General features: G+C 58.3%; 20 protein-coding genes and 1 other RNA gene. 6 read left to right on the top strand and 15 right to left on the bottom strand.

Translation table 11 applies throughout. The annotated features are described in order from the left end of the window. Nucleotides 1-1,020, bottom strand: a complete 1,020-nt coding sequence (locus tag HF650_RS05805) for an alpha-ketoacid dehydrogenase subunit beta (RefSeq protein ID WP_187801557.1) — start codon at nt 1,018-1,020, stop codon at nt 1-3. A gap of 10 nt (nt 1,021-1,030) precedes the next feature. Then, nucleotides 1,031-1,993, bottom strand: a complete 963-nt coding sequence (locus tag HF650_RS05800; RefSeq protein ID WP_187801556.1) for a thiamine pyrophosphate-dependent dehydrogenase E1 component subunit alpha — start codon at nt 1,991-1,993, stop codon at nt 1,031-1,033. A 228-nt stretch (nt 1,994-2,221) separates the two neighbouring features. On the opposite strand from HF650_RS05800, the gene HF650_RS05795 reads away from it, so the two are divergent. Further along, nucleotides 2,222-4,972: a LuxR C-terminal-related transcriptional regulator gene (locus HF650_RS05795; RefSeq protein WP_187801555.1), complete on the top strand. Its 2,751-nt coding sequence runs from the start codon at nt 2,222-2,224 to the stop codon at nt 4,970-4,972. A 39-nt stretch (nt 4,973-5,011) separates the two neighbouring features. On the opposite strand, the gene ffs is transcribed toward HF650_RS05795, so the two are convergent. Beyond that, nucleotides 5,012-5,108, bottom strand: an RNA gene (gene ffs, locus HF650_RS05790) — signal recognition particle sRNA small type. A gap of 170 nt (nt 5,109-5,278) precedes the next feature. Between ffs and HF650_RS05785 the strand changes: the two genes are divergently transcribed. Beyond that, entirely contained in the window at nt 5,279-5,593 is a 315-nt protein-coding gene (locus HF650_RS05785; RefSeq protein ID WP_187801554.1) for an MGMT family protein, read from the top strand. 37 nt (nt 5,594-5,630) lie between these two features. Here HF650_RS05785 and HF650_RS05780 read toward each other — a convergent pair whose 3' ends face one another. Continuing rightward, nucleotides 5,631-6,200: a YbaY family lipoprotein gene (locus HF650_RS05780; protein ID WP_187801553.1), complete on the bottom strand. Its 570-nt coding sequence runs from the start codon at nt 6,198-6,200 to the stop codon at nt 5,631-5,633. Between the two features lie 213 nt (nt 6,201-6,413). Between HF650_RS05780 and tesB the strand changes: the two genes are divergently transcribed. Beyond that, nucleotides 6,414-7,274: an acyl-CoA thioesterase II gene (tesB, locus tag HF650_RS05775; protein WP_023478293.1), complete on the top strand. Its 861-nt coding sequence runs from the start codon at nt 6,414-6,416 to the stop codon at nt 7,272-7,274. A 74-nt stretch (nt 7,275-7,348) separates the two neighbouring features. Here tesB and amtB read toward each other — a convergent pair whose 3' ends face one another. The 5 genes from amtB to HF650_RS05750 form a co-directional block, all read right to left on the bottom strand. Then, nucleotides 7,349-8,635 (bottom strand): ammonium transporter AmtB, encoded by a 1,287-nt coding sequence (gene amtB, locus HF650_RS05770; protein WP_023478272.1) that lies wholly within the window; start codon nt 8,633-8,635, stop codon nt 7,349-7,351. Nucleotides 8,636-8,666: 31 nt separating this feature from the next. Continuing rightward, nucleotides 8,667-9,005 (bottom strand): P-II family nitrogen regulator, encoded by a 339-nt coding sequence (gene glnK / locus HF650_RS05765; protein ID WP_023478250.1) that lies wholly within the window; start codon nt 9,003-9,005, stop codon nt 8,667-8,669. Nucleotides 9,006-9,259: 254 nt separating this feature from the next. Next, nucleotides 9,260-11,038 carry a SmdB family multidrug efflux ABC transporter permease/ATP-binding protein gene (locus HF650_RS05760; protein ID WP_187801552.1) on the bottom strand — a complete coding sequence of 593 codons (1,779 nt, stop codon included), beginning with the start codon at nt 11,036-11,038 and terminating at the stop codon, nt 9,260-9,262. Beyond that, on the bottom strand, nt 11,031-12,794 hold the full coding sequence (locus HF650_RS05755) for a SmdA family multidrug ABC transporter permease/ATP-binding protein (protein WP_187801551.1): 1,764 nt from the start codon (nt 12,792-12,794) through the stop codon (nt 11,031-11,033). The genes HF650_RS05760 and HF650_RS05755 overlap by 8 nt, the downstream gene beginning before the upstream one ends. Before the next feature lie 52 nt (nt 12,795-12,846). Then, on the bottom strand, nt 12,847-13,305 hold the full coding sequence (locus HF650_RS05750; RefSeq protein ID WP_023478271.1) for an Lrp/AsnC family transcriptional regulator: 459 nt from the start codon (nt 13,303-13,305) through the stop codon (nt 12,847-12,849). A gap of 115 nt (nt 13,306-13,420) precedes the next feature. Here HF650_RS05750 and HF650_RS05745 point away from each other — a divergent pair, with 115 nt between their 5' ends. Continuing rightward, nucleotides 13,421-14,473: a PLP-dependent cysteine synthase family protein gene (locus HF650_RS05745; protein ID WP_187801550.1), complete on the top strand. Its 1,053-nt coding sequence runs from the start codon at nt 13,421-13,423 to the stop codon at nt 14,471-14,473. Between the two features lie 58 nt (nt 14,474-14,531). Here the strand turns inward: HF650_RS05745 and cof are convergent, their stop codons facing one another. After that, nucleotides 14,532-15,350: an HMP-PP phosphatase gene (gene cof / locus HF650_RS05740; protein WP_187801549.1), complete on the bottom strand. Its 819-nt coding sequence runs from the start codon at nt 15,348-15,350 to the stop codon at nt 14,532-14,534. 98 nt (nt 15,351-15,448) lie between these two features. Here cof and HF650_RS05735 point away from each other — a divergent pair, with 98 nt between their 5' ends. Together HF650_RS05735 and queC are read left to right on the top strand one after the other, a co-directional pair. Then, nucleotides 15,449-17,140, top strand: a complete 1,692-nt coding sequence (locus HF650_RS05735; protein ID WP_187801548.1) for an SgrR family transcriptional regulator — start codon at nt 15,449-15,451, stop codon at nt 17,138-17,140. Between the two features lie 65 nt (nt 17,141-17,205). After that, on the top strand, nt 17,206-17,901 hold the full coding sequence (gene queC / locus HF650_RS05730; protein ID WP_187801547.1) for a 7-cyano-7-deazaguanine synthase QueC: 696 nt from the start codon (nt 17,206-17,208) through the stop codon (nt 17,899-17,901). Between the two features lie 126 nt (nt 17,902-18,027). Here queC and HF650_RS05725 read toward each other — a convergent pair whose 3' ends face one another. The 5 genes from HF650_RS05725 to lon form a co-directional block, all read right to left on the bottom strand. Beyond that, the gene (locus tag HF650_RS05725) at nt 18,028-18,435 is read right to left on the bottom strand and encodes a YbgC/FadM family acyl-CoA thioesterase (protein WP_124969411.1); all 408 of its coding nucleotides are present in this window, start codon (nt 18,433-18,435) and stop codon (nt 18,028-18,030) included. Between the two features lie 95 nt (nt 18,436-18,530). Continuing rightward, nucleotides 18,531-18,905 (bottom strand): helix-hairpin-helix domain-containing protein, encoded by a 375-nt coding sequence (locus HF650_RS05720; protein WP_187801546.1) that lies wholly within the window; start codon nt 18,903-18,905, stop codon nt 18,531-18,533. Nucleotides 18,906-19,051: 146 nt separating this feature from the next. After that, nucleotides 19,052-20,926, bottom strand: a complete 1,875-nt coding sequence (gene ppiD / locus HF650_RS05715; protein ID WP_187801545.1) for a peptidylprolyl isomerase — start codon at nt 20,924-20,926, stop codon at nt 19,052-19,054. 209 nt (nt 20,927-21,135) lie between these two features. Then, nucleotides 21,136-21,408, bottom strand: coding sequence for a nucleoid-associated protein HU-beta (gene hupB, locus HF650_RS05710; RefSeq protein WP_010428111.1), 273 nt, complete (start codon nt 21,406-21,408; stop codon nt 21,136-21,138). 209 nt (nt 21,409-21,617) lie between these two features. Continuing rightward, complete coding sequence (lon, locus tag HF650_RS05705) at nt 21,618-23,972, bottom strand: endopeptidase La (RefSeq protein ID WP_187801544.1); 2,355 nt, start codon at nt 23,970-23,972, stop codon at nt 21,618-21,620. Between the last annotated feature and the right edge of the window lie 17 nt (nt 23,973-23,989).

Raw genomic sequence — 23,989 nt, 5'->3', positions numbered from 1 at the left:
TTACGCCTCCATCAGTTGTCGAACGGCGGCCTCAATGCGATCCACATCAGGGATCCAGAGTTTTTCCAGCGCGGGCGAGAAGGGAACCGGGGTATGCGGCGGAGTAATTAACGCCACCGGCGCTTTCAGGAAGTGGAACGCCTGCGAAGCGATCAGCGCCGCCACATCATGGGCGAAGCCGAAGCGCGCGGCGGACTCATCGACAATCACCACCCGACCGGTGGAGGCAACGGATTCGAGAATGCCCTCCTCATCCAGCGGCGAGACGGTGCGCGGATCGACCACCTCCACGGAGATGCCCTCCTTCAGCAGTTTGTCCGCCACCTGGTTGGCTTTATGCACCATCGCCGAGAGGGCAATAATGGTGACATCCTCCCCTTCGCGGGTGTAGTTGGCCTGGCCCAGCGGCAGGGTATAGCTCTCGTCCGGCACCTCGCCTTTCATGTCGTAGAGCATCTTGTGTTCGCAGAAGACAACCGGATCGTCGTCGCGAATCGACTGGATCAGCAGACCTTTGGCGTCATAAGGCGATGAGGGCACCACCACTTTCAGCCCCGGCGTGGTGGCGAAAATGTTGTAAGGGGACTGGGAATGCTGCGCGGCGGCAGAGAAACCGGCCCCGATCATGCCGCGCACCACCAGCGGCGCTTTCGCCTTGCCGCCGAACATATAGCGGAATTTTGCCGCCTGGTTGTAGAGCGCATCGTGGCTGACGCCGAAGAAATCCATAAACATCAGCTCCGCCACCGGGCGTAAGCCGGTGACTGCCGCACCGGCAGCCATACCGATAATTGCCGACTCGGTGATCGGCGTATCGATCACCCGCGCCGAGCCAAACTGGGTCCACAGCCCTTTGGTGACGCCGAGCACGCCGCCGAAGGCCTCCACTTTCGCCTCTTCCGGCGCGTTGCCGCCGTGGCCACCGCGCAGATCTTCACCGATCAATACCACGCTTTCGTCGCGCGCCATCTCTTGCGCCAGCGCGTCGCGGATCGCTTCGCGGTAAGTTTTGATTGTCATGACGGGCTCCTCAGTAAGAGACGTAAACGTCGGTCAGCAGGCTTTCCGCCACCGGGTAGCCGGCGGCGCGGGCTTTGATCACCGCATCGTCGACCTGCGCTTTCACTTCAGCATCGATCGCCTCCAGCGCCTCACGCGTCAGCGTTCCAGCCGTTTTACTGGCGAAAATCTTCAGCGGATCGTGATCGGCGCGCAGGCGCTCGATCTCCCCCTCTCCGCGGTAAAGCCCTGGATCGCCCTCGAAGTGGCCGTGCCAACGGAACGCTTTCGCCTCAATCACGCTCGGCCCGCCGCCTTCGCGGGCGCGCTTCACGGCTTCAGCCGTCGCTTCGTAAACGGCAAAGAAATCCGTCCCGTCGACGGTGACCGCAGGCAGACCAAACCCGGCGGCGCGCCCGGCGATATCGCGGCCGCCGACAGCGTAGTTATGCCCGGTTGCTTCACCGTAACCGTTGTTTTCAAAGACGAAGATGGCGGGCAGTTGCAGTACCACCGCCATGTTGATGGCTTCAAACACCAGCCCCTGGTTGGAGCCACCGTCGCCGGTAAATGAGACGGCGACGCCGCCGTTATTACGTGTTTTCGCCGTCAGCGCCGCGCCAATCACCAGCGGCGGCGCGCCGCCGACAATGGCGTTCGCGCCGAGCATCCCTTTTGAGAGATCGGCAATGTGCATCGAGCCGCCCTTGCCGCGACAGAGACCGGCGTCTTTGCCGAAGATCTCCGCCATCATCGCGTGGATGTCGCACCCTTTGGCGATGCAGTGACCATGCCCGCGGTGGGTGGAACCGATATAGTCCGTCTGCTGTAAGTTCTCGCAGACGCCGACGGCGATAGCCTCCTCGCCGGTATACAGGTGGATGAATCCGGGAATGTCACCGCTGGTGTTTTCAGTGTGCAGGCGCTCCTCGAATTCACGTATTTCACGCATTTTGCGATAAGCCTTTAACAGCTGTTGTGTGTTCAGCTCCATAGCTCCGTCCTCAGGTTGTATACCCGCGAGCGCCAGCACGGCGACCGGCAGGGGTTGCGGAAGTGGGGTTACTCTATAAGCGGGTCTTAAGGGGGGATAACCCCCCAATTGGGGGGGAGAGCGGGACTAAAAGAGATAAATGCGATAAAGGTCAAGTTCTGGCAGGTTACAGGCTGATGTCAGTTACTTACACTTAGCATCGACTTTCGTGAACAGGGGCAGGCTCGTATGAAATCGTTGACCTCAACAGACTCTCTGCTTGCGGCCAGCTATCGCGAGGAACCTTTCCGCTTCACGCGTCGGCTGCCGCTGATCCTTACCAAATTAACCCCACCGCGCTCGCCGGGCGTGCTGCTTGAGCGTGACCGCCTGCTGGCATGGCTCGATGAGGCCGCCAACGGCGCGCTGACGCTTATCTGCGCCGCGGCCGGTTCCGGGAAAACAACGTTGCTGGCGCAGTGGTATCGCCGTCGCCGGGAGCAAGGCGACGCCATCGGCTGGCTGAGCCTGGAGGAGGAGGAGAACGACCCGGCGCAGTTTGCGCGCTACCTGGTCACCGCCCTGCAACCGCTCTACAGCGGCTGGAGCGAGGCGCTCGAACCCTTTTTGCAGGGCGATATGACCCCGGATCTCTCGGTACTGCTGGCTGAGCTGACCAACCAGCTGCACCGCAGCCCGCATCCGGTGTGGCTAATCCTTGATGATTACCACGCCCTCACCCACCCCACGCTGCACGAAGGCATAAGCTGGCTTATCAATCACACGCCCGATTCGCTGCACCTGATTATCGGCAGCCGCTTTCGCCCGCCGCTGGCCCTGAGCCGCCTGGCGTTGCAGGATGCGCTCAATGAACTGCATGACGAGGATCTGCGTTTCACCCTCGCAGAAGCGCAGCACTACCTCAGCGACGCCGCGCGCACGGCAATCCCTGGCGCGCAGGATATTCAGCGGCTAATGCTGGCTACAGAGGGCTGGGTGGCCGGGATCAAGATCGCCGCGCTGGCACCGGACTGGCACCACGATCCGCAGCGCTTTCTGGCGCGTATTCCCTCCGGCTCGCGCACGCTGGCACGCTACCTCGATGAGGTGATCTTTACCCCACTCCCGGAGACAGTGGTCGATTTTCTGCTGCAAACCGCCATTCTCAACCGCCTCACTCCGGCGCTGTGCGATGCGCTGACCGGGCGCGAGGACGGCGAAGCGATGCTCGGCTGGATCCAGCAGCATAATCTCTTTATCACCGCTCTGGATGAGCACGGCGGCTGGTTTCGCTACCACCACCTGATGCGCGACGCGCTGCTGGCCCGCTTGCAGCAGAGCGAACCGGCGCGCGTACGGCAGCTGCATGAGCGTGCCAGCAACTGGTTTGCCGGGCAGCAACTCTGGGCCGAGGCGGTGCGCCATGCGCTGGCGGCGGGGAAAAGCGGCGCGCGGCATGCCGAAGCCAGCGCGCAGTCCCTCGCCGAAGAGGGGGATATCGACACGCTGGTGCGCTGGATGCACTTTTTGCCGCTGACGCCCGATCCGTCGCGTATCGATCTGCAGCTCAATCTCGCCTGGGCGCTGGCGCACCATTTCCGCTTTCAGGCTTCGCGCGACCTTCTTGACGGCATTGAAGCGATGGCGCACGACGCCGCGCTGTCGCACAGTGTGCGGGTCAAGCTGCGGGTGGTGCGGGCAATTTGTGAAGCCTTTGCCGAGAACATCGAACTGAGCGTTGCGCTGGTGGAGCCGCTGCTGGCGGAGATCCCCTGCGGCGACCGCTGGGTGGATGGGCTGGTGTGCAACATTCTCAGCTACTGCCACCTCGTCAATGCCCGGCCGGGGCAGGCGCTGGCGGTGCAGAGCCGGTTACCGGAGCTGAAGGTGGCGAACCGTAATCTGTTTGTCGATGTCTGGCGCGCCTTTGTCATCGCCCAGGCCCATTTACGCCAGGGCAATCTGGCTGACGCAAAACGGGTGGCGGCGCAGACGCTGCAGGCCGCCGAGGCGCAAACCGGTAGCAACTCCAGCAGCGGCGCAACGCTGGCACCGATTCTGGCGGAGGTCGCCTGGGAGCGCGACGAGCGGCAGGAGATTGACGCCCTGCTGGCGCTGCGTCTCGAGATGATCGAGACCTTTTGCCCGCCAGAGGGGCTGAGCCGCTGCTTTATCGTGCTCTCACGCCTGGCGGCGCTTAACAGCCAGATTGCGGAGGCGAAACGACTTCTCACCTATGCCGGCGAGCTGACGCGCCAGCGCCACTGGCTGCGCGCGCAGGCGGCGCTGCTGGCGGAAACGGTTGAACTGCATCTGCGTGATGAGGCGCTCTCCCCTGCGCTGGAGACGCTGGACGTGCTCCGGCAGTTAGACAGTGAACATGCTGAAATCGAGGCGATCGGCTTCTATCGGCGGGTCAGCGAAGGCCGCATCGCCCTTGCCGAGGGTCATGCCCATCAAGCCGCCGCTGCCTTTGCGGCGCTGGCAGACGAGCAGCAGCAGCGCGGGGAAGCGCTCTCTGCCCTGCGCTTACGCCTGGCGCAGGCCGCCGCCCTCTGGCACGGCGGGGCGTATGAACAGGCGGGTATGGTCTTTACTACGCCACTGCAACAGGCGCTGGAGCAAGGTTTATTGCGCAGCCTGCTCGACCTCCGTTCGGTGCTGGTGGGGCTGCTTGACGAGCTACTCGCCCGCCAGGCAACGCCGGAGGCGCTCAGACGCCAGGCTGCAACCTTGCGACAGCAGGCAGTCGAACGGTTTGGTTTACCGCCGAAACGGCACGATGAGGCGGAAGAGACACGCTATCTCACCGAGCGCGAGCAGCAGACGCTTGAGCTTATCGCCAGCGGTCACTCGAACAAAGAGATTGCCCGCGTGCTGGGAATTTCGGCGGAGACGGTTAAATGGCACTTAAAACAGATGTATGAGAAGTTGCAGGTCAGCAGCCGGATGCAGGCGGTAAACCAGGCGCGGGAGTGGAAGTTGCTGAAAGTGGAGTAGTGCGGCGCGCTGCGTAACAGCGGCTGAAATGGGTGGGGGCCCTGCCAGCTACATCCCGGCACACACGTCCTTTGCCCTGGCTGCTTCCTTCCGGACCTGACCTGGTGAACAAAGTAGCATTGCGGGAGAACCAACAGGGCCCCCATTGAGAGCGAAGGTTGATAACCAACGCGCTGGCGCATTATCCCCATCCGGCAGGGCAATTGCAACCCATAGGCTGACGGATGCTGGTTTCTTGCGCAATCGCCCCTTCACAGGGGGTAAATCGCTGTTTATGCTGCCCCCTTCTCTGCTCAGGAGCGAGTGATGGATACGCAAGACTCTTTTCCCCGTCGGGTATGGCAGATTGTCGCCGCCATTCCGGAGGGTTATGTCACCACCTATGGCGAGGTAGCGAAGCTGGCCGGCTCGCCGCGCGCGGCACGCCAGGTTGGCGGCGTGTTAAAGCGCTTACCGGAGGGCAGCACGCTGCCGTGGCATCGGGTGGTCAATCGTTATGGCGCTATTTCACTGAGCGGGCCGGATCTGCAAAGGCAGCGTCAGGCACTGCTGGCAGAAGGCGTAGTGGTGTCGGGAAGTGGTGAGATTGATTTAAACCGCTATCGCTGGCGCTATGAGTAGCTCCTCCCCCGCAGGAGAGGAGCAACACGCATGCAGATCAGTACTGGGTCGGCGCCGGGGTGGCGTTAGACGGAGTAACCTGGGTTGGTGAGGTTGACGGTACGGTGTTCGGTGTACCACCGCTCTGCTGCAGCGGAACCGCGGTCTGCTGGACCGGAACCAGCGTCAGGTCGACTTTAGTGCCGCCCTGGTTGATAACTGGCTTAACGGAGTCGGTGATAAAGACCATCTTGTTGTCGACGGTGATCGCCGCACTCAGCAGGATACGCGCGTTAGGCTGGATGTCGGCCGGGTTAAAGGGCAGGACAAAGCTGTACGGCGGCTGTTTGCCATCGGTGCGCACAGCTTTCTGCGCCAGCACTTTCGACGGCGCGTCGGCCTGACTGGCATCAGAAACGGTCACGGTTAACACCGCATCCGGCGGCAACGCCACTTTCTGACGGATCCAGACCGTACCGGTCACGCTTGGCTGAGCAATCGCCGCTTTATGGGTGGCGGACGGCGCATTGGGATTAGGTGCCGGCGTTGGAATATCGCCGCCTTTTTGGGCGCACGCCGATAACGCGACTGCGACTGCTAAACCACTTAACATGGGCACGAGTTTCATTGATCTCTCCTTATCTTCAATGCACCTGCAGGCGCAGCGCCTGCCAGATGTGTGGCTAAACCTTCGTAACCTGAACAAGTGTGGCACATATACCCGATATATTCCTGTAAACACCTATTCATTCAGATTATTGCACCCATCGGACCACTGTCTTTTCCAGGTTATACTCAGGCAATATTCGCTACGTCAGCCGCTATTTATTTGGGGAATTGTATGAGTCAGGCGCTATCTAATCTGCTGGCATTATTGAATCTGGAAAAAATTGAAGAGGGGCTGTTCCGTGGACAGAGCGAAGATTTAGGTCTGCGCCAGGTCTTTGGCGGCCAGGTGGTCGGGCAGGCGCTCTATGCGGCGAAGGAGACCGTGCCGGCAGACCGTCTGGTACACTCTTTCCACAGCTACTTTTTGCGCCCCGGCGATAGCCAGAAACCGATTGTTTATGACGTGGAAGTGCTGCGCGACGGCAATAGCTTCAGCGCCCGCCGCGTGGCAGCGGTGCAGAACGGTAAACCGATTTTCTATATGACCGCCTCTTTCCAGGCACCGGAGCCGGGCTATGAGCATCAAAAAACCATGCCCGCCGCGCCCGCGCCGGATTCACTCAAATCGGAAACGGAGATTGCCCGCGATCTCTCACACCTGCTGCCGCCCGGCGTGAAAGAGAAGTTCCTTAGCGACAAGCCGCTGGAGATCCGCCCGGTCGAGTTCCATAACCCGCTGAAGGGCCATGTGGCCGATCCGGTGCGTCAGGTGTGGATCCGCGCTAACGGCGTGCTGGATGAAGATTTCCGCATCCATCAATATCTGCTTGGCTACGCCTCGGACTTTAACTTCCTGCCGGTGGCGCTGCAGCCGCACGGCGTCGGTTTCCTTGAGCGCGGCATGCAGGTGGCGACAATCGACCACTCGATGTGGTTCCACCGCCCGTTTAATATGAATGACTGGCTGCTCTACAGCGTGGAGAGCACCTCCGCCTCCAGCGCACGCGGCTTTGTGCGCGGCGAATTTTATACCCAGGATGGCGTGCTGGTGGCCTCCAGCGTGCAAGAAGGGGTGATGCGTAACCGCAACTAAACCGGTGACGTTATCGCCAAAAGAGAAGCCTCCGCATGCGGAGGCTTTTTTATGCTCAGGAGATACTCAAATTATCAGGCGTTGTAGGCGTTTTCGCCGTGGCTATTGACGTCCAGCCCTTCACGCTCTTGCTCTTCTGGTACGCGCAGACCAACCGTCATATCCGCCAGTTTGTAACCGATAAAAGCAACCACCGCAGACCAGACGATAGTGATGCCGACGCTCTCCAGCTGTACCAAAACCTGATGGCCCATGGTGACGCCGGAGGCGAAGCCTACGCCGCCAAGGGAGGTGGAGGCGAAGATACCCGTCAGGATACAGCCGATAATGCCGCACACGCCGTGAACGCCAAAGACATCACACGGATCATCGACGCGCAGCATACGTTTCAGCGCCGTCACGCCCCACAGACCGGCCAGACCGCACACCAGACCCACGATCAGCGCGCCGCCGACACCGACATAACCGCACGCCGGGGTGATACCAACCAGGCCAGCAATCGCACCGGAGCAGGCACCGAGCAGCGACGGCTTACCGCGCATTGCCCACTCGCCAAAGACCCAGGAGAGGATTGCGGCAGCAGTAGCAACCACAGTGTTCACAAAGGCCAGCGCGGCAATTTCGTTGGCGCTGCTCGCCGAACCGGCGTTGAAGCCGAACCAGCCAACATAGAGGATCGCGGTACCGATAAAGACCATCGGCAGGTTGTGCGGTTTAAACGCCTCTTTGCCGAAGCCGACGCGTTTGCCAATCAGGTACGCGCCTACGAGGCCTGCAATCGCGGCGTTAATGTGCACCACCGTACCGCCCGCAAAATCAAGCGCGCCGTGGGTTGCCAGCAGACCGCCGCCCCACACCATGTGCGCAATCGGCACATAGGAGAGCGTCATCCACACCACCACAAAGATCAGCACCGCAGAGAAGCGAATACGCTCGGCGAGCGCGCCGACGATAAGCCCCACGGTGATGCAGGCGAAGGAGCCCTGGAAGGCGACATGGATATATTGATAGATGCTGCCCATCACATCGGTGAGGGCGATATTTTTCAGCATCACCCAGTTGAAGCTGCCGAAGAAGCTGTTGCCTTCACTGAAGGCGAGCGAATAGCCGTAGACCACCCAGAGAATGCAGACCAGCGCGAAGGTGACCGCCACCTGGGTCAGCATTGAGAGCACGTTTTTGCCCCGGATCAGGCCACCGTAAAAGAGCGCGATGCCCGGAATGGACATAAACAGCACCAGCGCGGTGCAAATCATCATAAAACCGTTATCTGCTTTATCCGCAACGGCCGGCGCGGCAAGTGCCAGGCCCGGCAGCAAAGCCAGCGAGGCAAGGGTAGCTTTTACTGTTTTCATTCTCATTTTTCCGATCCCTATCACTGTGTGTCAGCTATTACAGCGCCGCTTCGTCGGCTTCGCCGGTACGAATACGGATCACGCGTTCGAGTTCGGCAACAAATATTTTGCCGTCGCCAATTTTTCCGGTGTAGGCCGCTTTGCTGATGATATCGATCACCTCATCAAGCTGATCGTCGGCGATCGCCACGTCGATTTTTACTTTTGGCAGGAAGTTGACGCTGTACTCCGCACCGCGGTAAAGCTCGGCATGCCCCTTCTGACGGCCAAACCCTTTTACTTCCGTCACGGTCAGCCCCTGAATACCAATCGAAGAGAGCGCTTCACGCACATCTTCAAGTTTGAATGGCTTAATCACCACGGTTACCAGCTTCATAGATTCCCCTCACTCGACATTCGCAAATGGACGCAGCCAACATGAGGAAGTTATTGCAAGGGGTGTGCCAGAAATGTGAAGGCGCGCGTTTTCGCGTAAGAAATAGACAAAGCCAGAGGCAGTGATGGGCAGCGCAAGCGCACAGGCAGGACAAGCGTGACGGGAAAAAGAAAAACGCACCATGAGAGTGCATGGTGCGTTACATTTTTGCACCACCAGGCGCAGGCGCGCCCCGGGTGCTTAATTTTGGTGCATCAGGCGCTGAGGGACTCTTCCCGCGCGCTCGCCGCCAGCTCTTCACCAGCTAACTGCAGCTGATACATCTGATAGTAGCGCCCTTTCGCTGCCAGCAACTGCTGATGCGTACCGCGCTCAACCGCCTGGCCGCGGTGCAGCACCAGAATGGTTTCCGCTTCGACAATGGTCGATAAGCGGTGGGCGATCACCACCAGCGTAGTCTTCTCGCGGATCGCCGCCAGTGCCTGCTGGATCGCCTGCTCGGTGCCGGAGTCGATATTTGCCGTCGCTTCATCCAGGATCAGGATCTGCGGAGCATCTACCAGCACGCGCGCCAGCGCCAGCAGCTGTTTCTGCCCGACGGAGAGATTATTCCCCTGCTCGCCGAGGCGGGTGTAGATCCCTTCGCTCATGGTGCGTGCCAGATCGGCAAGCTGGACGATCTCCAGCGCCTGCCAGACGCGCTCTTCGCTGATATCCCGTCCAAGGGTGACGTTGGCGAAGAAGCTGTCGGCCAGCACCACCGGGTCCTGCTGCACCATCGCGACGCCTTTTCGCAGCGCGCTGTGACCGAGGGTGGAGAGCGGGCGACCGTCGAGGCGGATCTCCCCTTGGGTTAACGGGTAGTAGCCCATCAGTAGACTGGCGAGGGTGCTTTTACCGCTGCCGGTATGACCGACCAGCGCGACAAAGCTGCGCGGCTCCACATGCAGGGAGATATCCTGCAATACCAACTGATCTTCGCGGTAGGCGAAGGAGAGGTTTTCAATGTCGATCGCTCCGCTGTGCAGCGGCGTCTCGTCGTCGCCGTAGTTCTGCCGTGGCCGGTCCATCAGTTCGAAGACGCGCTCACCGGCGACCACCGCCTGTTGCAGCATCGACTGCTGCGTCGTCAGCTCGATCAGCGGCTCGTTAAGTCGGCCAAGGTAGCTGATAAAGGCGTACAGCACCCCAACCTCCACCGTGCCGACGGTCGAGAAGCCAAACAGCATCAACAACCCACAGAGCACCAGCGCCGAAAAGAGGCTTAGCAGCGGGCGCAGCAGGAAGCCATCGAGACGCAGGGTTTGCATCCGCGCAAGGTAGTGCGAGCGGCTGGCGTCGCTCATGCGCTCACCGAAGCGCGCTTGCTGGCGAAACTGCTGGATCACGCTCATGCCGTTGATGATTTCGTTAAAGCCGTCATTAATATCGGCAAGGTAAGCGCGCATACGCCGCACAATTGGCGTGCTGAAACGCTGATAGATCAACATCACGATAATCACCGCCGGGAAAATGCCCATCGCCACCAGCGCCATGCGCCAGTCGAGGCTGAACATCGCCACCAGCATTGCGCCAATCAGCGCTGCGCTGCGCAGCACGGTGGCGACCACCGTGACGTAGAGATCGCGGATCACTTCGGTGTCGTTGGTCACGCGCGAAATAATCTGCCCTACCGGCTGCGTGTCGAAAGCGCTGAGCGGCTGGCGCAGCGCGGCATCCATCACATCGGTACGCAGCTGTTGCACCACGCCGACCGCCGCCTGGTTAAAGAGCAACGCCTGGGCGTAGTGCAGCCCCGCCGCCAGCAGTTGCAGACCAACATAGGCCGCTGCCAGCCCGGCGATAAGCCCGAGCGGCAGGTAGCTTTTCGCCACCATATTATCGATAAAGTAGCTGATCAGCGCCGGGCCGGAGACCTCGGCAATCGCCGCTACCCACAGCATCAGCACCGCTTTGCTGAGCGGTTTTCGCCACGGTTTGCCGTAGACCAGCAGGCGCTTCAGCGTCGGCCATTGGCGAGAGAAGTTACGCATCCTGGGCCTCCTGCGGATGGTCGTCCAGCGCCGCTTCCAGCTGCTGATACCGGTACATGTCGCGATACCAGCCCGGCTGGCGCGCGAGCTGCTCATGTTGGCCGCGCTGGGCGATATGGCCATGTTGCATAACGATAATCTCACTCGCTTCCGTCAGCGCCGACAGGCGATGCGCGCTGATAATCACCGTGCGCCCTTCGCCCCACTGGCGCAGATTGTGCAAAATCTGGTGTTCGGTGCGCCCATCCACCGCAGAGAGAGCGTCATCAAGAATAAGGATTTCGGCATTCAGCAACAGCGCGCGGGCAATGGAGATACGCTGTTTCTGCCCGCCGGAGAGCATCACGCCGCGCTCGCCCACTTCGGTCTCGTAGCCCTGCGGCAAGCGCAGAATGTCATCATGCACGCTGGCAAGCTTCGCCACATGCTCAATCTCCTCCTGCGTCGCGCCGGGTCTGCCAAGGGCGATGTTATTGCCGATGGTATCGGAGAAAAGAAATGGCGTCTGGTTGACGACAGCCAGACGGCAGCGCCAGCTATCCAGCTTGAGCTGCGTGAGCGGAATATCGTGGAAGCGAATATCGCCCGCGTCGACATCAAAGTGGCGCTGAATAAGCGCCAGCAGCGTACTTTTGCCCGCCCCGGTCGGGCCGCAGATGCCGAGCATCTGGCCTGGCTTAAGGGTTGCGCTCACATTGGTCAGCGCCGCGCTATCGGTTTGTGGATAGTGAAACTCACGGATAGAGAGCGTTAAGGTGCCGCGTTCGTCGGGCACGGTTTCGGTGCCGTCGTTCACCACCGGCGCTTCCGCCAGCATATCGCGGATGCGGCTATAGGCCGCGCTGCCGCGCTCGACGATGTTGAACATCCACGCCAATGCCAGCATCGGCCAGATCATCAGCCCCAGGTACATGGCAAAACTGGTCAGCTCGCCGAGGGTTAAGGAGCCATGGACCACCATCCAACTGCCGCCGCCAATCGCCAGCATATTTGCCATGCCGATGGCGATATAGATGGTCGGGTCAAAGCGCGCATCAACGCGCGCCACACGCATGTTTTTCGCGCCGGTATCCGCCGCTTCGCTGCCAAAAAGCGCCGACTGACGATCTTCCAGGCCAAAGGCTTTGATCATGCGGATGCTGGTCATGCTCTCCTGGGTACGATCGTTTAGGGCAGAGAAAGCCGCTTGTGCGGCTTTGAAGCGGCTATGCAGCTGATCGCCGTAGCGCTTGATCACCAGCGCCATAATCGGCATCGGCAACAGCGACAGCAGCGTCAGCTGCCAGCTGATCTGGGTTGCCATCACGATCAGCACCACGCAGCCCATCACCAGCGAATCGACCAGCGTTAACACCCCTTCCCCGGCGGCAAACACCACGCGATCCACGTCATTGGTGGCGCGCGCCATTAAATCGCCGGTGCGGTGGCGCAGGTAAAATTCCGGGTGCTGGCGGCTGAGCTGCCGATAAAAATCCTCGCGCAGTTCGACGGCGAGCTGATAGGAGGCCCCGAAGAGCCAGACACGCCAGACATAGCGCAGCAGATAGGTGACGACGGCAATCGCCACCAGCGCCGCTACCCACATCCACACCTGCTGATGGGTAAACTGCTTCTGGGTGACGCCATCCACCACGATCCCCACCACTTTTGGCGGGATCAGCTGCAAGATAGCAATAATGATAAGCAAGGCGACGGCACCGAGGTAGCGCTGCCACTCCCGACGAAAATACCAGCCTAACTGAGCAAATAATCGCACGCGGTTACATCCTGAACGTGAATTGCCGACGGTCGGTTAACCGCCGGAAGGGTTATTCAATGGGCAAAGCCGTGGTGTATTTTATCTGTTCCATGGCGAAGCTGGAGGTGACATCCGAGAGCCCCGGCACGCTGTTGACCAGCTTCTTATAGAAGTCATCATAGCGTTTCATATCTGCCACCTGGACGCGCAACAGGTAATCGTACTCGCCAGCCATACGCCAAAAGCCTAGCACTTCCGGGAGCTGTGTCACTTCGCTGACGAAGCGGTTATACCAGTCGCTGCTGTGATGCTGGGTTTTGATCAGCACAAAGGCCGTCAGCCCCAGCCCGAGTTTTTCCGCATCCAGCACCGCCACGCGGCGCAGTAAGATACCGTCATCTTCCAGCTTTTTCAGCCGTTTCCAGCACGGAGTGGTCGTCAGATTAACGGCATCAGCCAGCGCCTGCAAAGAGAGCGAACAATCCTGCTGCAGTAACGCCAGCAGTTTGCGGTCAATTTTATCTAACATCCCCTACTCCGTTAGAAAATTTTTCTCTAAACAGTCTATCGCAAAGGCGAAATGGCAACCTTTTTTTCTTCGCCTTTCGCTAGACTGGGCACAAAATGACAAACGGAACAGCATCATGAACAACAGCTGGGTCAAATACGCGATTAATGAAATCAATGCCGACGCGCAGCGCTCTGCGGATACCCACCTCATTCGCCTGACGCTGACGGGTTTTCCGGGTATCAACCTCTATTTAAAAGATGAAAGCACGCACCCCACAGGCAGCCTGAAGCACCGCCTTGCGCGCTCGCTGTTTCTCTACGGCTTGTGCAATGGCTGGATTAAGGAAGGCACCACGATTATCGAAGCCTCCTCCGGCTCGACCGCCATCTCTGAGGCCTGGTTTGCCCGGCTGCTCGGGCTGCCCTTTATCGCCGTGATGCCTTACTGCACGGCGAAACGCAAAGTGGAGCAGATTGAGTTTTACGGCGGCCGCTGCCATTTTGTCGACAGCGCCTGCGAGATCTACGCTGAATCAGAGCGGCTGGCGAAAGAGCTGAACGGTCACTATATGGATCAGTTCACCTTCGCCGAGCGCGCGACGGACTGGCGCGGCAATAACAACATTGCCGACAGTATTTTCCGCCAGATGAGGAACGAGCCGCATCCGGTGCCGGAAGCGATTGTGATGAGCGCCGGAACAGGCGGCACCTCGGCAACCATTGGCCGCTATATTCGCTGCCAGGGTTACGACACGCGGCTGGTGGTGGTTGACCCGGAGAACTCCGTCTTCTTTGACTACTGGCAACAGCGCGACAGCACGCTGCGCAGCCCGATCGGCAGCAAGATCGAAGGCATTGGCCGCCCGCGCGTCGAGCCGTCATTTATTGCCGATGTGGTCGACGAGATGCTGCGCGTGCCGGATGCCGCCAGCGTGGCGACCGCGCAGTGGCTGGAGACGCAGCTTGGCCGTAAAGTCGGCGCGTCTACCGGTACCAATATGTGGGGCGCGCTACAGCTTGCGGCGCAGATGCGCAACGAAGGGCGCCATGGCTCGATCGTTACCCTGCTGTGCGACAGCGGCGAGCGCTATCTTGAAACCTACTACAACCCGCAATGGGTGGCGGCGAACCTCGGCGATATCGAACCGTGGAGAGCGCAGCTCGCCCTGCTTACCTCAGCGCAATAGCGACAGGCAAAAAAAGCCGGGTTTTATTAATAAAACCCGGCTCGCTGGCAATATCTTTTCATTCGGGGGAATAAGGAAGATGTGGGGTGTCCAGCCAGTGTGTCAAAAAGTGCGACACCGCCTGATTACGGCAGTGCCCGATAACCGGTAAGTGCGGCAGTGCCGCGCGCAGTTGCGGCATCGCGTTGCCCATGATCATGCCGTAGCCGACGCGCTCTAACATCTCTCTGTCATTCATTGCATCGCCAAACGCCATACACTCTTGCATCGTCAGCCCTAACGACGCGCTGAGCACCGCCAGCGCTGCGCCTTTGTTGCAACCCACCGGCAGAACCTCCAGACAGTCCATCGCCGCGAAGCAGATATGCGCCTGAGTACCAATCTGCTCATCAAGCTGCTGTTGCAAACGGCAGAGATCGTCGTGATCGCCAACAAAACTGATCTTGGCAACGTCACCGGCAGGCAAGCGTTTTAGATCAACAATCTGGTAGCCAAAATCGCTGAAGAGATGCGCCTGCAGCGCTTCAGGCAGCGGCTTATTGGTGAGCCAGCCGGAATCATTAAACACATGCAGCGAAGCATGGGTCTCCCAACGGCTATGCAGTACGCATTCAACCACCTGCGGGTCGAGATCCTGACGATGGAGCAGATCGCCCTCTAAGGAGTGGATCCGCGTGCCGTTGCCGGTGATCAGGAATGCATCAAGGCCAATATGCTGCACAACGCGCTGCATCTCCAGCGCGTGCCGACCGGTGGCAAAGGCCAGGGTGATCTCCCGCTCATGTAAACGGCGCAGCGCCGTCAGCGTTTGATCGCCTAAACGATGGTCGGGCATAAGCAGGGTGCCATCCATATCAAAAGCGGCGAGACGCGCCATGATCTACTCTCCAGTTTTGCTGTCGTTAGGTTGTTTTCCAGTATTGCGTGAGATATACGGAAGTAATAGTGAATAGATAAAAATTATTGTTCCGGTTTATGAGATTACTTAATCGCCTTAACCAGTTTCAGCGTCTCTGGTTACCCTCTGCCGGTGGTGATCAAGCGGTAAGCATTAGCGAGCTGGCTCTACGCTGCTACTGTAGTGAACGCCATATGCGCACCTTGCTGCGCCAGATGCAGGCTGCCGGTTGGTTAACATGGCAGGCGCAATCCGGACGCGGCAAACGCGGTGCGCTACATTTTTGCGTGACGCCGCAGCGGCTACGCCGCGAGATGCTGGAGCAGGCGCTCACTGCAGGAGAGCAACACAACGCGCTGGCGCTCGCCGAGCTGGCTCCTGCGGATCTGCGCGCGCTGCTCAACCCCTATCTCGGCGGACAGTGGCAGAACGAGACGCCGACGCTGCGTATTCCTTACTACCGCCCGCTGGAGCCTTTATTACCGGGCTTTCTCGCAGGCCGCGCGGAGCAGCACCTTGTCGGGCAGATCTTTAGCGGACTGACGCGCTTTATCAGCCGCAGCGCGTTGCCGCAGGCCGATCTGGCGCATCATTGGGAGTACAGTGAGGATGGCCTGGGCTGGCGTTTTCATCTCCACACGACGCTACACTGGCACAATGGCGATGCGGTCACCGCCGCGCAGCTGCATGGGCAGCTTGTCGCTCTGCTCGGCTTGCCCGGTCTACGCATGCTTTTCGCCAGCGTCGAGCACATTACGCTCACTCACCCGTGGTGTATTACCTTTCAGCTCCATCGCCCCGATTACTGGCTGGCGCACCGGCTGGCGAGCTACGGCAGCCGCCTGGCGCACCCGGCGCATCCACAGGTTGGCACCGGGCCGTTTCGTCTTGCCGCCTTCAGCGACGAATTAGTACGCCTTGAGAGCCACGATCACTACCACTTAGGGCACCCACTGCTGAAAGCGGTGGAGTACTGGATTGCGCCGCAGCTGTTTGACGAGGATTTAGGCACCAGCTGCCGCCATCCGGTACAGATTGCCATCGGCGAACCGGAGGAGCTGCGCCACCTGCAACCGGTCAGTAACAGTATCAGCCTCGGTTTTTGCTACCTCGCCCTGCGCCCTGGCGCGCGGCTAAGCCCGGCGCAGGCGCGCCGTCTGGTGCAGATTATTCATCACACCTCGCTTTTACAGACGTTACCGCTGGATGAGGGGCTGATTACCCCCAGCCGGGAATTACTCCCCGGCTGGCATATACCCGGCTGGCCTGAAGAGAACGTCGGCCTGCCGGCGACATTGACGCTTATCTACCATCTGCCAGTGGAGTTGCACACCATGGCGCAGCAGCTTAAAGCCTCTCTTGCCGCGCTCGGCTGCGAGCTGACGGTGATTTTTCATGACGGTAAACAGTGGGAAGGATGCAGAGAGCTTGCGGCAGCGGATCTGGTGATGGGCGACAGGCTAATTGGCGAAGCGCCGGAGTACACCCTTGAGCAGTGGCTGCGCTGCGATCCACTGTGGCCGAATCTGCTTGGCAGCATACAGTATGCGCATCTTCAGGAGACGCTAGATGCGGTGCAGCGCGAGGCCGACGAGCGGGTGCGTATTGCGGCGTTAAAAGAGGTTTTTGATGGACTCATGGAGGGGGCACTGCTTACGCCGCTCTTTAATTACCACTACCGCATTAGCGCGCCGCCGGGCGTCGAGGGGATCGAGGTTAACCGCCGCGGCTGGTTTGAATTTACCGAGGCGTGGCTTCCGGCCCCGTGAAGAAGCTGGTCGCTGGATTGCTCACGCGCTACCATACCTTTTTTGTGTAAATGTCAGGAATAATTATGAAACGTGCCGTTGTCGTCTTCAGTGGCGGACAAGACTCCACGACCTGCCTGGTGCAGGCGTTACAGCAGTATGATGAAGTCCATTGCGTGACGTTTGATTATGGGCAGCGTCATCGCGCAGAGATCGACGTCGCACGCGAGCTGGCGCAAAAGCTGGGCGCGCGGGCGCATAAAGTGCTGGATGTGACGCTGCTTAACGAACTGGCCGTGAGCAGCCTGACGCGCGACAGCATTCCGGTGCCGGATTATGAAGAGAGCGCGGACGGCATCCCGAACACCTTTGTTCCCGGGCGTAATATTCTCTTTCTGACGCTGGCGGCGGTGTACGCTTACCAGGTGCAGGCAGAAGCGGTGATCACCGGTGTATGTGAGACTGATTTTTCCGGCTACCCCGACTGCCGCGACGAGTTTGTGAAGGCGCTTAACCACGCGGTCAGCCTGGGCCTGGCGAAAGATATCCGCTTTGAAACGCCGCTGATGTGGATCGATAAAGCGCAGACCTGGGCGCTGGCGGATTACTGGGGCGCGCTCGATATGGTGCGCAGCGAAACCCTGACCTGTTACAACGGCATTAAAGGTGATGGTTGCGGCCATTGCGCGGCGTGCCATTTACGCGCCAACGGGTTGCAGCAGTACCTTGCCGATAAAGCGGCAGTGATGAGCACAATGAAAGCAAAAATCGGATTGAAATAGGCCCGGCCAACAAACCCGCACCAATCCCGTAGGCCGTATAAGCGCCAGCGCCATCCGGCATGATCTTCGCAGCACATTTGCCGGATGGCGGCTTCGCCTTACCCGGCCTACGCGGTTTCAGCGCACCTAATCCCGCTCCCCGATCATTATCTCCAGCTTCTCCCGCAACTCCCCCTCCAGCGCCAGCGCTTTCTGGGTTTTCAGATCGATGCAGACAAAAGTAACCAGCGCATCGGCAACCACCTGCCCCTCCGGCTCTAATGTCACCACCTGGCTCAACACCCCGCTTTTGCCGTTGATTTGCTGGACATGGCTGGTGACTGTCAACAGATCGCCGAGCACCGCCGGACGGCGATAGTTGATATTGATGTTAACCACCACAAAAGCGATGTTGTGGGCGGTCATCCATTGAAAACTCTCATTATGCTCCAGCCCATCCCAGCGCGCCTCTTCAAGAAATTCGAGATAGCGGGCATTGTTTACGTGCTGATAGACATCAAGGTGGAATCCACGAACTTTTATTTGGGTCTGCATAGCGCGTTAACCTTTACTGTTTATAGTTATAGAGACAGAGGCCATACTGGTATGACCTCCTAATTCTGGCAAAAATTAGCGACTACGCAAGCGGCTTACAGTTTTAGGTTGACCAGATTACGCTCCACCAGCTTGCCACCCATCCCCGGCACCTGCTTTAAATCTTCTACGCTCTTAAACGGCCCATACTCTTCACGATAGCTGACGATCGCCTGAGCCTTTTTAAGGCCAACACCCTTCAGCGCCTTTGATAACTCTTCCGCCGTCGCGCTGTTAATGCTGACTTTAATACCACCCTCCTCTTCCTGAGTGGACTTTGCCGCCTCCTGCGCTTTTGTGTGAGAGGCCGGCGCAGCGGCGTTTGCCACCGGCGGTTTTGCACCGCCTGCGGGCGCGGCAAGCGTGGCGGAACTGAATGTCGCACATGCAAACGCCAGGGGCAGTAAAAGAGCTTTGACTCCATGTTTCATACTGTTATCTCCGTTGTGTTAACTCGCAGCGGAGCATAACCAGAGCAGAAAGGGTCGACAAAGGGCAAACAGCAGAAATGGAAAAGGCCGCGAAAGCGGCCTTTATGTGTTGCAGAGCGTTACCTTTTTTTGGGAGAAGCTTCCCGTTACTGCTGCTCTTCTGCGGTATCGCCCAGTTTGATTTTGGCTTCTTTACGCAGGTTGCTCATCAGCGCTTCAAAGGCAATCTGCGCGTTATTCTGCGTCACGCCCTGCATCATCGCTTTCTTCTGAGCGTCCGGCATCTCGCCCGCTTTCACTTCGTCCAGCGCTATGATCACAACATTACGCAGCTGATCGGTGGTGCTGCCGTAAGAGGGTTTATCCTTCGCCGGCAGTGGCAGGTTGAAGGCTGCGGTGGCAACCGGATCCTGTCCGAGGCGTGCCAGGGTTTTCGCTTCGCCGAAGCTCAGGCCTGCCGCTTTCATCGCTTCGTCGCCTTTGCCCGCTTTCAGGGCTTCGACCAGTTTGTCGGCATCCAGCTTCGCCTGCTGCTCAGCTTTATCATGCTTAACGATGTCCGTGACCTGCGCTTTCACTTCCGCCAGCGGCTTAATCGCTTCCGCTTTATGATCGGTAACACGCAGCACAAATGCGCGATCGCCATCAACGGTGATGATATCGGAGTTGTTGCCCGGCGAGCCGTTCTGCCCGACCAGACCACCATTGAAAATCGCATCGCTGACCGGTTTAAAGTTCAGCTCTTCCGGCAGGTTGTCGCGGGTAAACCACTCGGTCTGCACCGCTTTATTACCTGAAACCTGCTCGGCACCGGCCAGAGATTCGTTATCGTTGGTTGCCGCTTCACTCACTTTACGCTGCAGCGCGAACCAGGCATCCAGCGCATTTTCATGCTTCACCTTCGCCGCCAGTTCATCGCGCACTTCGTTCAACGGTTTGATGACGGCAGGCTGAATGTCATCCAGACGCGCTACCAGATAGCCGACGGAGGATTTGATCGGGCCTGAGAGCTGGCCTTTCTCTTTCAGACCGGCGTTTTTCAGCTCATCCGGCGTGGTGGACTCTTCCAGCCAGCCCATGTCGCCGCCGTTACGGGCAGAGATGATGTCGGCGGATTTCGCCTTCGCCAGGACAGCAAAGTCAGCCCCTTTTTTCAGCTCATCGATAACCGCTTTCGCTTCATCTTCCGTTTTGGTCTGGATGACGCTGTAGCGATTACGCTGCGGCTGAGTGAACTCATCCTGATGCTGGTCGTAGTAAGCCTGAATCTGTGCGTCGGTGGCACTCTCTTGCATCGATGCCGCATCAAGCTTGATATAGCTCACGCGGAACTGCTCCGGCGCGATAAAGCGGCTCTTGTTCTGGTCGTAATAGCTGGCGATCTCGTCATCGCTGACCGTCTGTTTTGCCGCCAGCGCATTGACGTCAATCACCGCCTGGCGCACTACGCGCTGCTGAGATACTAACGCCGCCAGTTCGTCGGTCTCGCCCTTGAGCATAAAATCGGTACCGGCAACGGCATTGATCAGCTGCTGGGAGATTAACTGGTTGCGCAGCGCCTGCGCATATTGATCGGCGCTCATGCCCATACGGTTAACGAGGGAGTTGAAGCGATTATTGTCGAACTTGCCGTTTGACTGGAAAGCATCGGTAGCGAAGATGGCCTTTTTTACCTGCTCATCGCTGATATCAAGACCCAGTTTCTTCGCGTATTGATCGAGCAGAGCTTCGTCAATCATGCGATTGAGCACCTGCTGACGTACGGATTTCATGTAGTTTTCATTTGCGGCCAGCTCCGAGAACTGATCGCCCAGCTTCTCGGCCATACGGTTGCGCTCGCTGGTTACCGCGTTTTCAAACTGCGCGCGGCCAATTTCCTGGCCATTAACTTTTGCGGCGTAATTATTGTTACCGCCAATCAGGTAGTTACCCACGCCAGTCAAAATGAATGACACGATAATCAAACCCAGAATGATCTTGAGCACGACGTGATTCGCCGCCGCGCGTAAATTGTCCATCATGGTGTAACAACACTCCGCTGTAGGTGACTGTAGATCTCAGGCAGCGCACGAGGCCCGCTGCATGTAAGCGCGTATTTTGACAAGAAAACGGCGCAATTGTTAGCCCGCATCGTGCATAAACTCGCAGAAATTGATTTTGCGAAAATAAAAAAGGCACATCTCTCGATGTGCCCTTGTATGTTGCCACCCTCCCCGCGTGGGGAAAATCATTAGTTCACGGCATCTTTCAGCGCTTTACCTGCGCGGAAGCCAGGGACTTTGGCAGCAGCAATAGTAATCTCTTTGCCGGTTTGCGGGTTGCGGCCAGTACGGGCAGCGCGCTCTTTAACCGCAAAAGTACCGAAACCAACCAGTGCTACGTCGTCCCCGGATTGCAAAGATTCAGTAACAGAAGCAATTAACGCATCTAACGCGCGTCCGGCGGCAGCTTTAGAAATGTCAGCGCCAGCGGCAATCTTGTCTATCAGTTGAGATTTATTCACTCTTCTCTTCCTCTCTTTATATTTTATATCGCACCACATCCTTCACAGTGCGACCGCGCAGCAGTTATAACAGGCCTCTCATGCCCTTACAACATCAGTTGATGATGACATAGCCAGCCAGCAATCTAAATTAGCTATACAAAAAAAGACTGGCAAGTGCGAAATCACTCACCAGCCTTATATTTCTCTACGCACTTTGCGCGAGGTCACTATTTTGCAGTGGCTACCTGCATGCCAAACGGCGCATTCTGCAAGGCAAGCGTCAGCACTTCTTCAATACGTTTCACCGGATGGATATCCAGATCGGCAATCACGTTTTCCGGAATTTCTTCCAAATCGCGTTTATTTTCGTAAGGAATCAGCACGGTTTTGATGCCGCCGCGATGCGCTGCCAGCAGTTTCTCTTTCAGACCGCCGATCGGCAGCACCTGGCCGCGCAGGGTGATCTCACCCGTCATCGCAACGTCGGCGCGAACCGGGTTACCGGTCAGGCAGGAGACCAACGCGGTGCACATGGCGATACCGGCACTCGGACCATCTTTCGGCGTCGCGCCTTCCGGCACGTGCACGTGGATGTCGCGTTTTTCGTAGAAGTCGCCGTTGATACCCAGCTTCTCTGCGCGCGCACGCACCACGGTTAATGCAGCCTGGATCGACTCCTGCATCACTTCACCGAGCGAACCGGTGTAAGTGAGCTTGCCTTTACCCGGTACGCAGGCGGTTTCAATGGTCAGCAGATCGCCTCCCACTTCAGTCCACGCCAGACCGGTCACCTGGCCCACACGGTTTTCATCATCCGCACGACCGTAGTCATAGCGCTGAACGCCGAGGTAGTCATTCAGGTTGTCGCCGTTGATCTCGATATGCTTCAGGGAGGGATCCAGCAGCAGCTGTTTCACCGCCTTACGGCACAGTTTCGAGATTTCACGCTCCAGGCCACGCACGCCCGCTTCGCGAGTGTAGTAGCGAATAATGCCGATAATCGCACTGTCATCAACCGTCAGTTCGTTCGGTTTCAGCGCGTTACGCTCAATCTGCTTGGTCAGCAGATGGCGTTTGGCGATGTTCAGCTTCTCATCTTCGGTGTAACCGGAGAGGCGGATCACTTCCATACGGTCCAGCAGCGGTGCCGGAATGTTCATGGAGTTGGAGGTGGCAACAAACATCACGTCGCTCAGATCGTAATCCACTTCCAGGTAGTGATCGCTGAACGCCACGTTCTGCTCAGGATCGAGCACTTCCAGCAGTGCGGAAGCCGGGTCGCCACGCATGTCGGAGGACATCTTGTCGATCTCATCCAGCAAGAAGAGCGGGTTTTTAACGCCCACTTTTGCCATTTTCTGGATCAGTTTACCCGGCATAGAACCGATGTAAGTGCGGCGGTGACCGCGGATTTCTGCTTCATCACGTACGCCGCCCAGCGCCATACGGATATATTTACGGCCTGTCGCTTTCGCGATGGATTGACCGAGCGAGGTTTTACCTACCCCCGGCGGCCCGACCAGGCAGAGAATCGGCCCTTTGAGCTTGTTCATACGGCTTTGAACCGCAAGATACTCAAGGATGCGATCTTTGACGCGCTCTAAGCCATAGTGGTCGGTATCCAGCACTTCCTGCGCCTGGCGAAGATCTTTTTTCACCTTGCTGCGCGCATTCCACGGCACCTGCACCATCCACTCGATATAGCCGCGCACCACGGTTGCTTCCGCAGACATCGGCGACATCATTTTCAGCTTCTGCAGCTCAGACTCGGCCTTCTCTTTGGCCTCCTTCGGCATTTTTGCCGCGTCGATTTTACGCTTCAGCGCTTCGTTTTCGTCCGGCGCGTCGTCCATCTCGCCGAGCTCTTTCTGGATGGCCTTCATCTGCTCATTCAGATAGTACTCGCGCTGGGATTTCTCCATCTGCTTCTTCACGCGGTTGCGAATGCGTTTCTCAACCTGCAGCAGATCGATCTCCGACTCCATCATCGCCATCAGATATTCGAGACGTTCGTTGATGTCGGACATCTCCAGCACCGACTGCTTATCAGCCAGCTTCAGCGGCATATGCGCAGCGATGGTATCAGCCAGACGCGCAGGATCGTCAATGCTGTTCAGCGACGTCAGCACTTCCGGCGGAATTTTTTTGTTGAGCTTGATATAGCCTTCGAACTGGCTGATCGCGGTACGTACCAGCACTTCCTGCTCGCGCTCATCAATGGCCGGCGAGTCCAGGTACTCCGCTTTCGCAGAGAAGTGCTCGCCGTTATCGGCAAGCGAAGTAATGCGCGCGCGCTGAAGCCCCTCGACAAGCACTTTTACAGTGCCATCAGGCAGTTTCAACATCTGCAGAATAGACGCCACGGTCCCGACGGTGAAAAGATCGTTTACACCCGGCTCATCCGTTGAGGCTTCTTTCTGCGCAACCAGCATGATTTTTTTATCATGATCCATGGCTGCTTCAAGACAACGGATTGATTTTTCCCGCCCCACAAATAACGGGATGACCATGTGCGGATAAACCACCACATCGCGCAACGGCAATACGGGGATTTCAATGCGTTCAGAACGCTCAGGATTCATAGAGCTCTCTCTTAGTT

Source organism: Kosakonia sp. SMBL-WEM22 (genome assembly GCF_014490785.1).
GTDB lineage: Bacteria > Pseudomonadota > Gammaproteobacteria > Enterobacterales > Enterobacteriaceae > Kosakonia.
This window is presented reverse-complemented; position numbering and strand designations above follow the sequence as displayed.

What these genes read in the sequence shown, in the direction of transcription:
- HF650_RS05805 (WP_187801557.1), bottom strand. Translation starts at nt 1,020, where the DNA reads ATGACAATCAAAACTTACCGCGAAGCGATCCGCGACGCGCTGGCGCAA.
- HF650_RS05800 (WP_187801556.1), bottom strand. Translation starts at nt 1,993, where the DNA reads ATGGAGCTGAACACACAACAGCTGTTAAAGGCTTATCGCAAAATGCGT.
- HF650_RS05795 (WP_187801555.1), top strand. Translation starts at nt 2,222, where the DNA reads ATGAAATCGTTGACCTCAACAGACTCTCTGCTTGCGGCCAGCTATCGC.
- HF650_RS05785 (WP_187801554.1), top strand. Translation starts at nt 5,279, where the DNA reads ATGGATACGCAAGACTCTTTTCCCCGTCGGGTATGGCAGATTGTCGCC.
- HF650_RS05780 (WP_187801553.1), bottom strand. Translation starts at nt 6,200, where the DNA reads ATGAAACTCGTGCCCATGTTAAGTGGTTTAGCAGTCGCAGTCGCGTTA.
- tesB (WP_023478293.1), top strand. Translation starts at nt 6,414, where the DNA reads ATGAGTCAGGCGCTATCTAATCTGCTGGCATTATTGAATCTGGAAAAA.
- amtB (WP_023478272.1), bottom strand. Translation starts at nt 8,635, where the DNA reads ATGAGAATGAAAACAGTAAAAGCTACCCTTGCCTCGCTGGCTTTGCTG.
- glnK (WP_023478250.1), bottom strand. Translation starts at nt 9,005, where the DNA reads ATGAAGCTGGTAACCGTGGTGATTAAGCCATTCAAACTTGAAGATGTG.
- HF650_RS05760 (WP_187801552.1), bottom strand. Translation starts at nt 11,038, where the DNA reads ATGCGTAACTTCTCTCGCCAATGGCCGACGCTGAAGCGCCTGCTGGTC.
- HF650_RS05750 (WP_023478271.1), bottom strand. Translation starts at nt 13,305, where the DNA reads ATGTTAGATAAAATTGACCGCAAACTGCTGGCGTTACTGCAGCAGGAT.
- HF650_RS05745 (WP_187801550.1), top strand. Translation starts at nt 13,421, where the DNA reads ATGAACAACAGCTGGGTCAAATACGCGATTAATGAAATCAATGCCGAC.
- cof (WP_187801549.1), bottom strand. Translation starts at nt 15,350, where the DNA reads ATGGCGCGTCTCGCCGCTTTTGATATGGATGGCACCCTGCTTATGCCC.
- HF650_RS05735 (WP_187801548.1), top strand. Translation starts at nt 15,449, where the DNA reads ATGAGATTACTTAATCGCCTTAACCAGTTTCAGCGTCTCTGGTTACCC.
- queC (WP_187801547.1), top strand. Translation starts at nt 17,206, where the DNA reads ATGAAACGTGCCGTTGTCGTCTTCAGTGGCGGACAAGACTCCACGACC.
- HF650_RS05725 (WP_124969411.1), bottom strand. Translation starts at nt 18,435, where the DNA reads ATGCAGACCCAAATAAAAGTTCGTGGATTCCACCTTGATGTCTATCAG.
- HF650_RS05720 (WP_187801546.1), bottom strand. Translation starts at nt 18,905, where the DNA reads ATGAAACATGGAGTCAAAGCTCTTTTACTGCCCCTGGCGTTTGCATGT.
- ppiD (WP_187801545.1), bottom strand. Translation starts at nt 20,926, where the DNA reads ATGATGGACAATTTACGCGCGGCGGCGAATCACGTCGTGCTCAAGATC.
- lon (WP_187801544.1), bottom strand. Translation starts at nt 23,972, where the DNA reads ATGAATCCTGAGCGTTCTGAACGCATTGAAATCCCCGTATTGCCGTTG.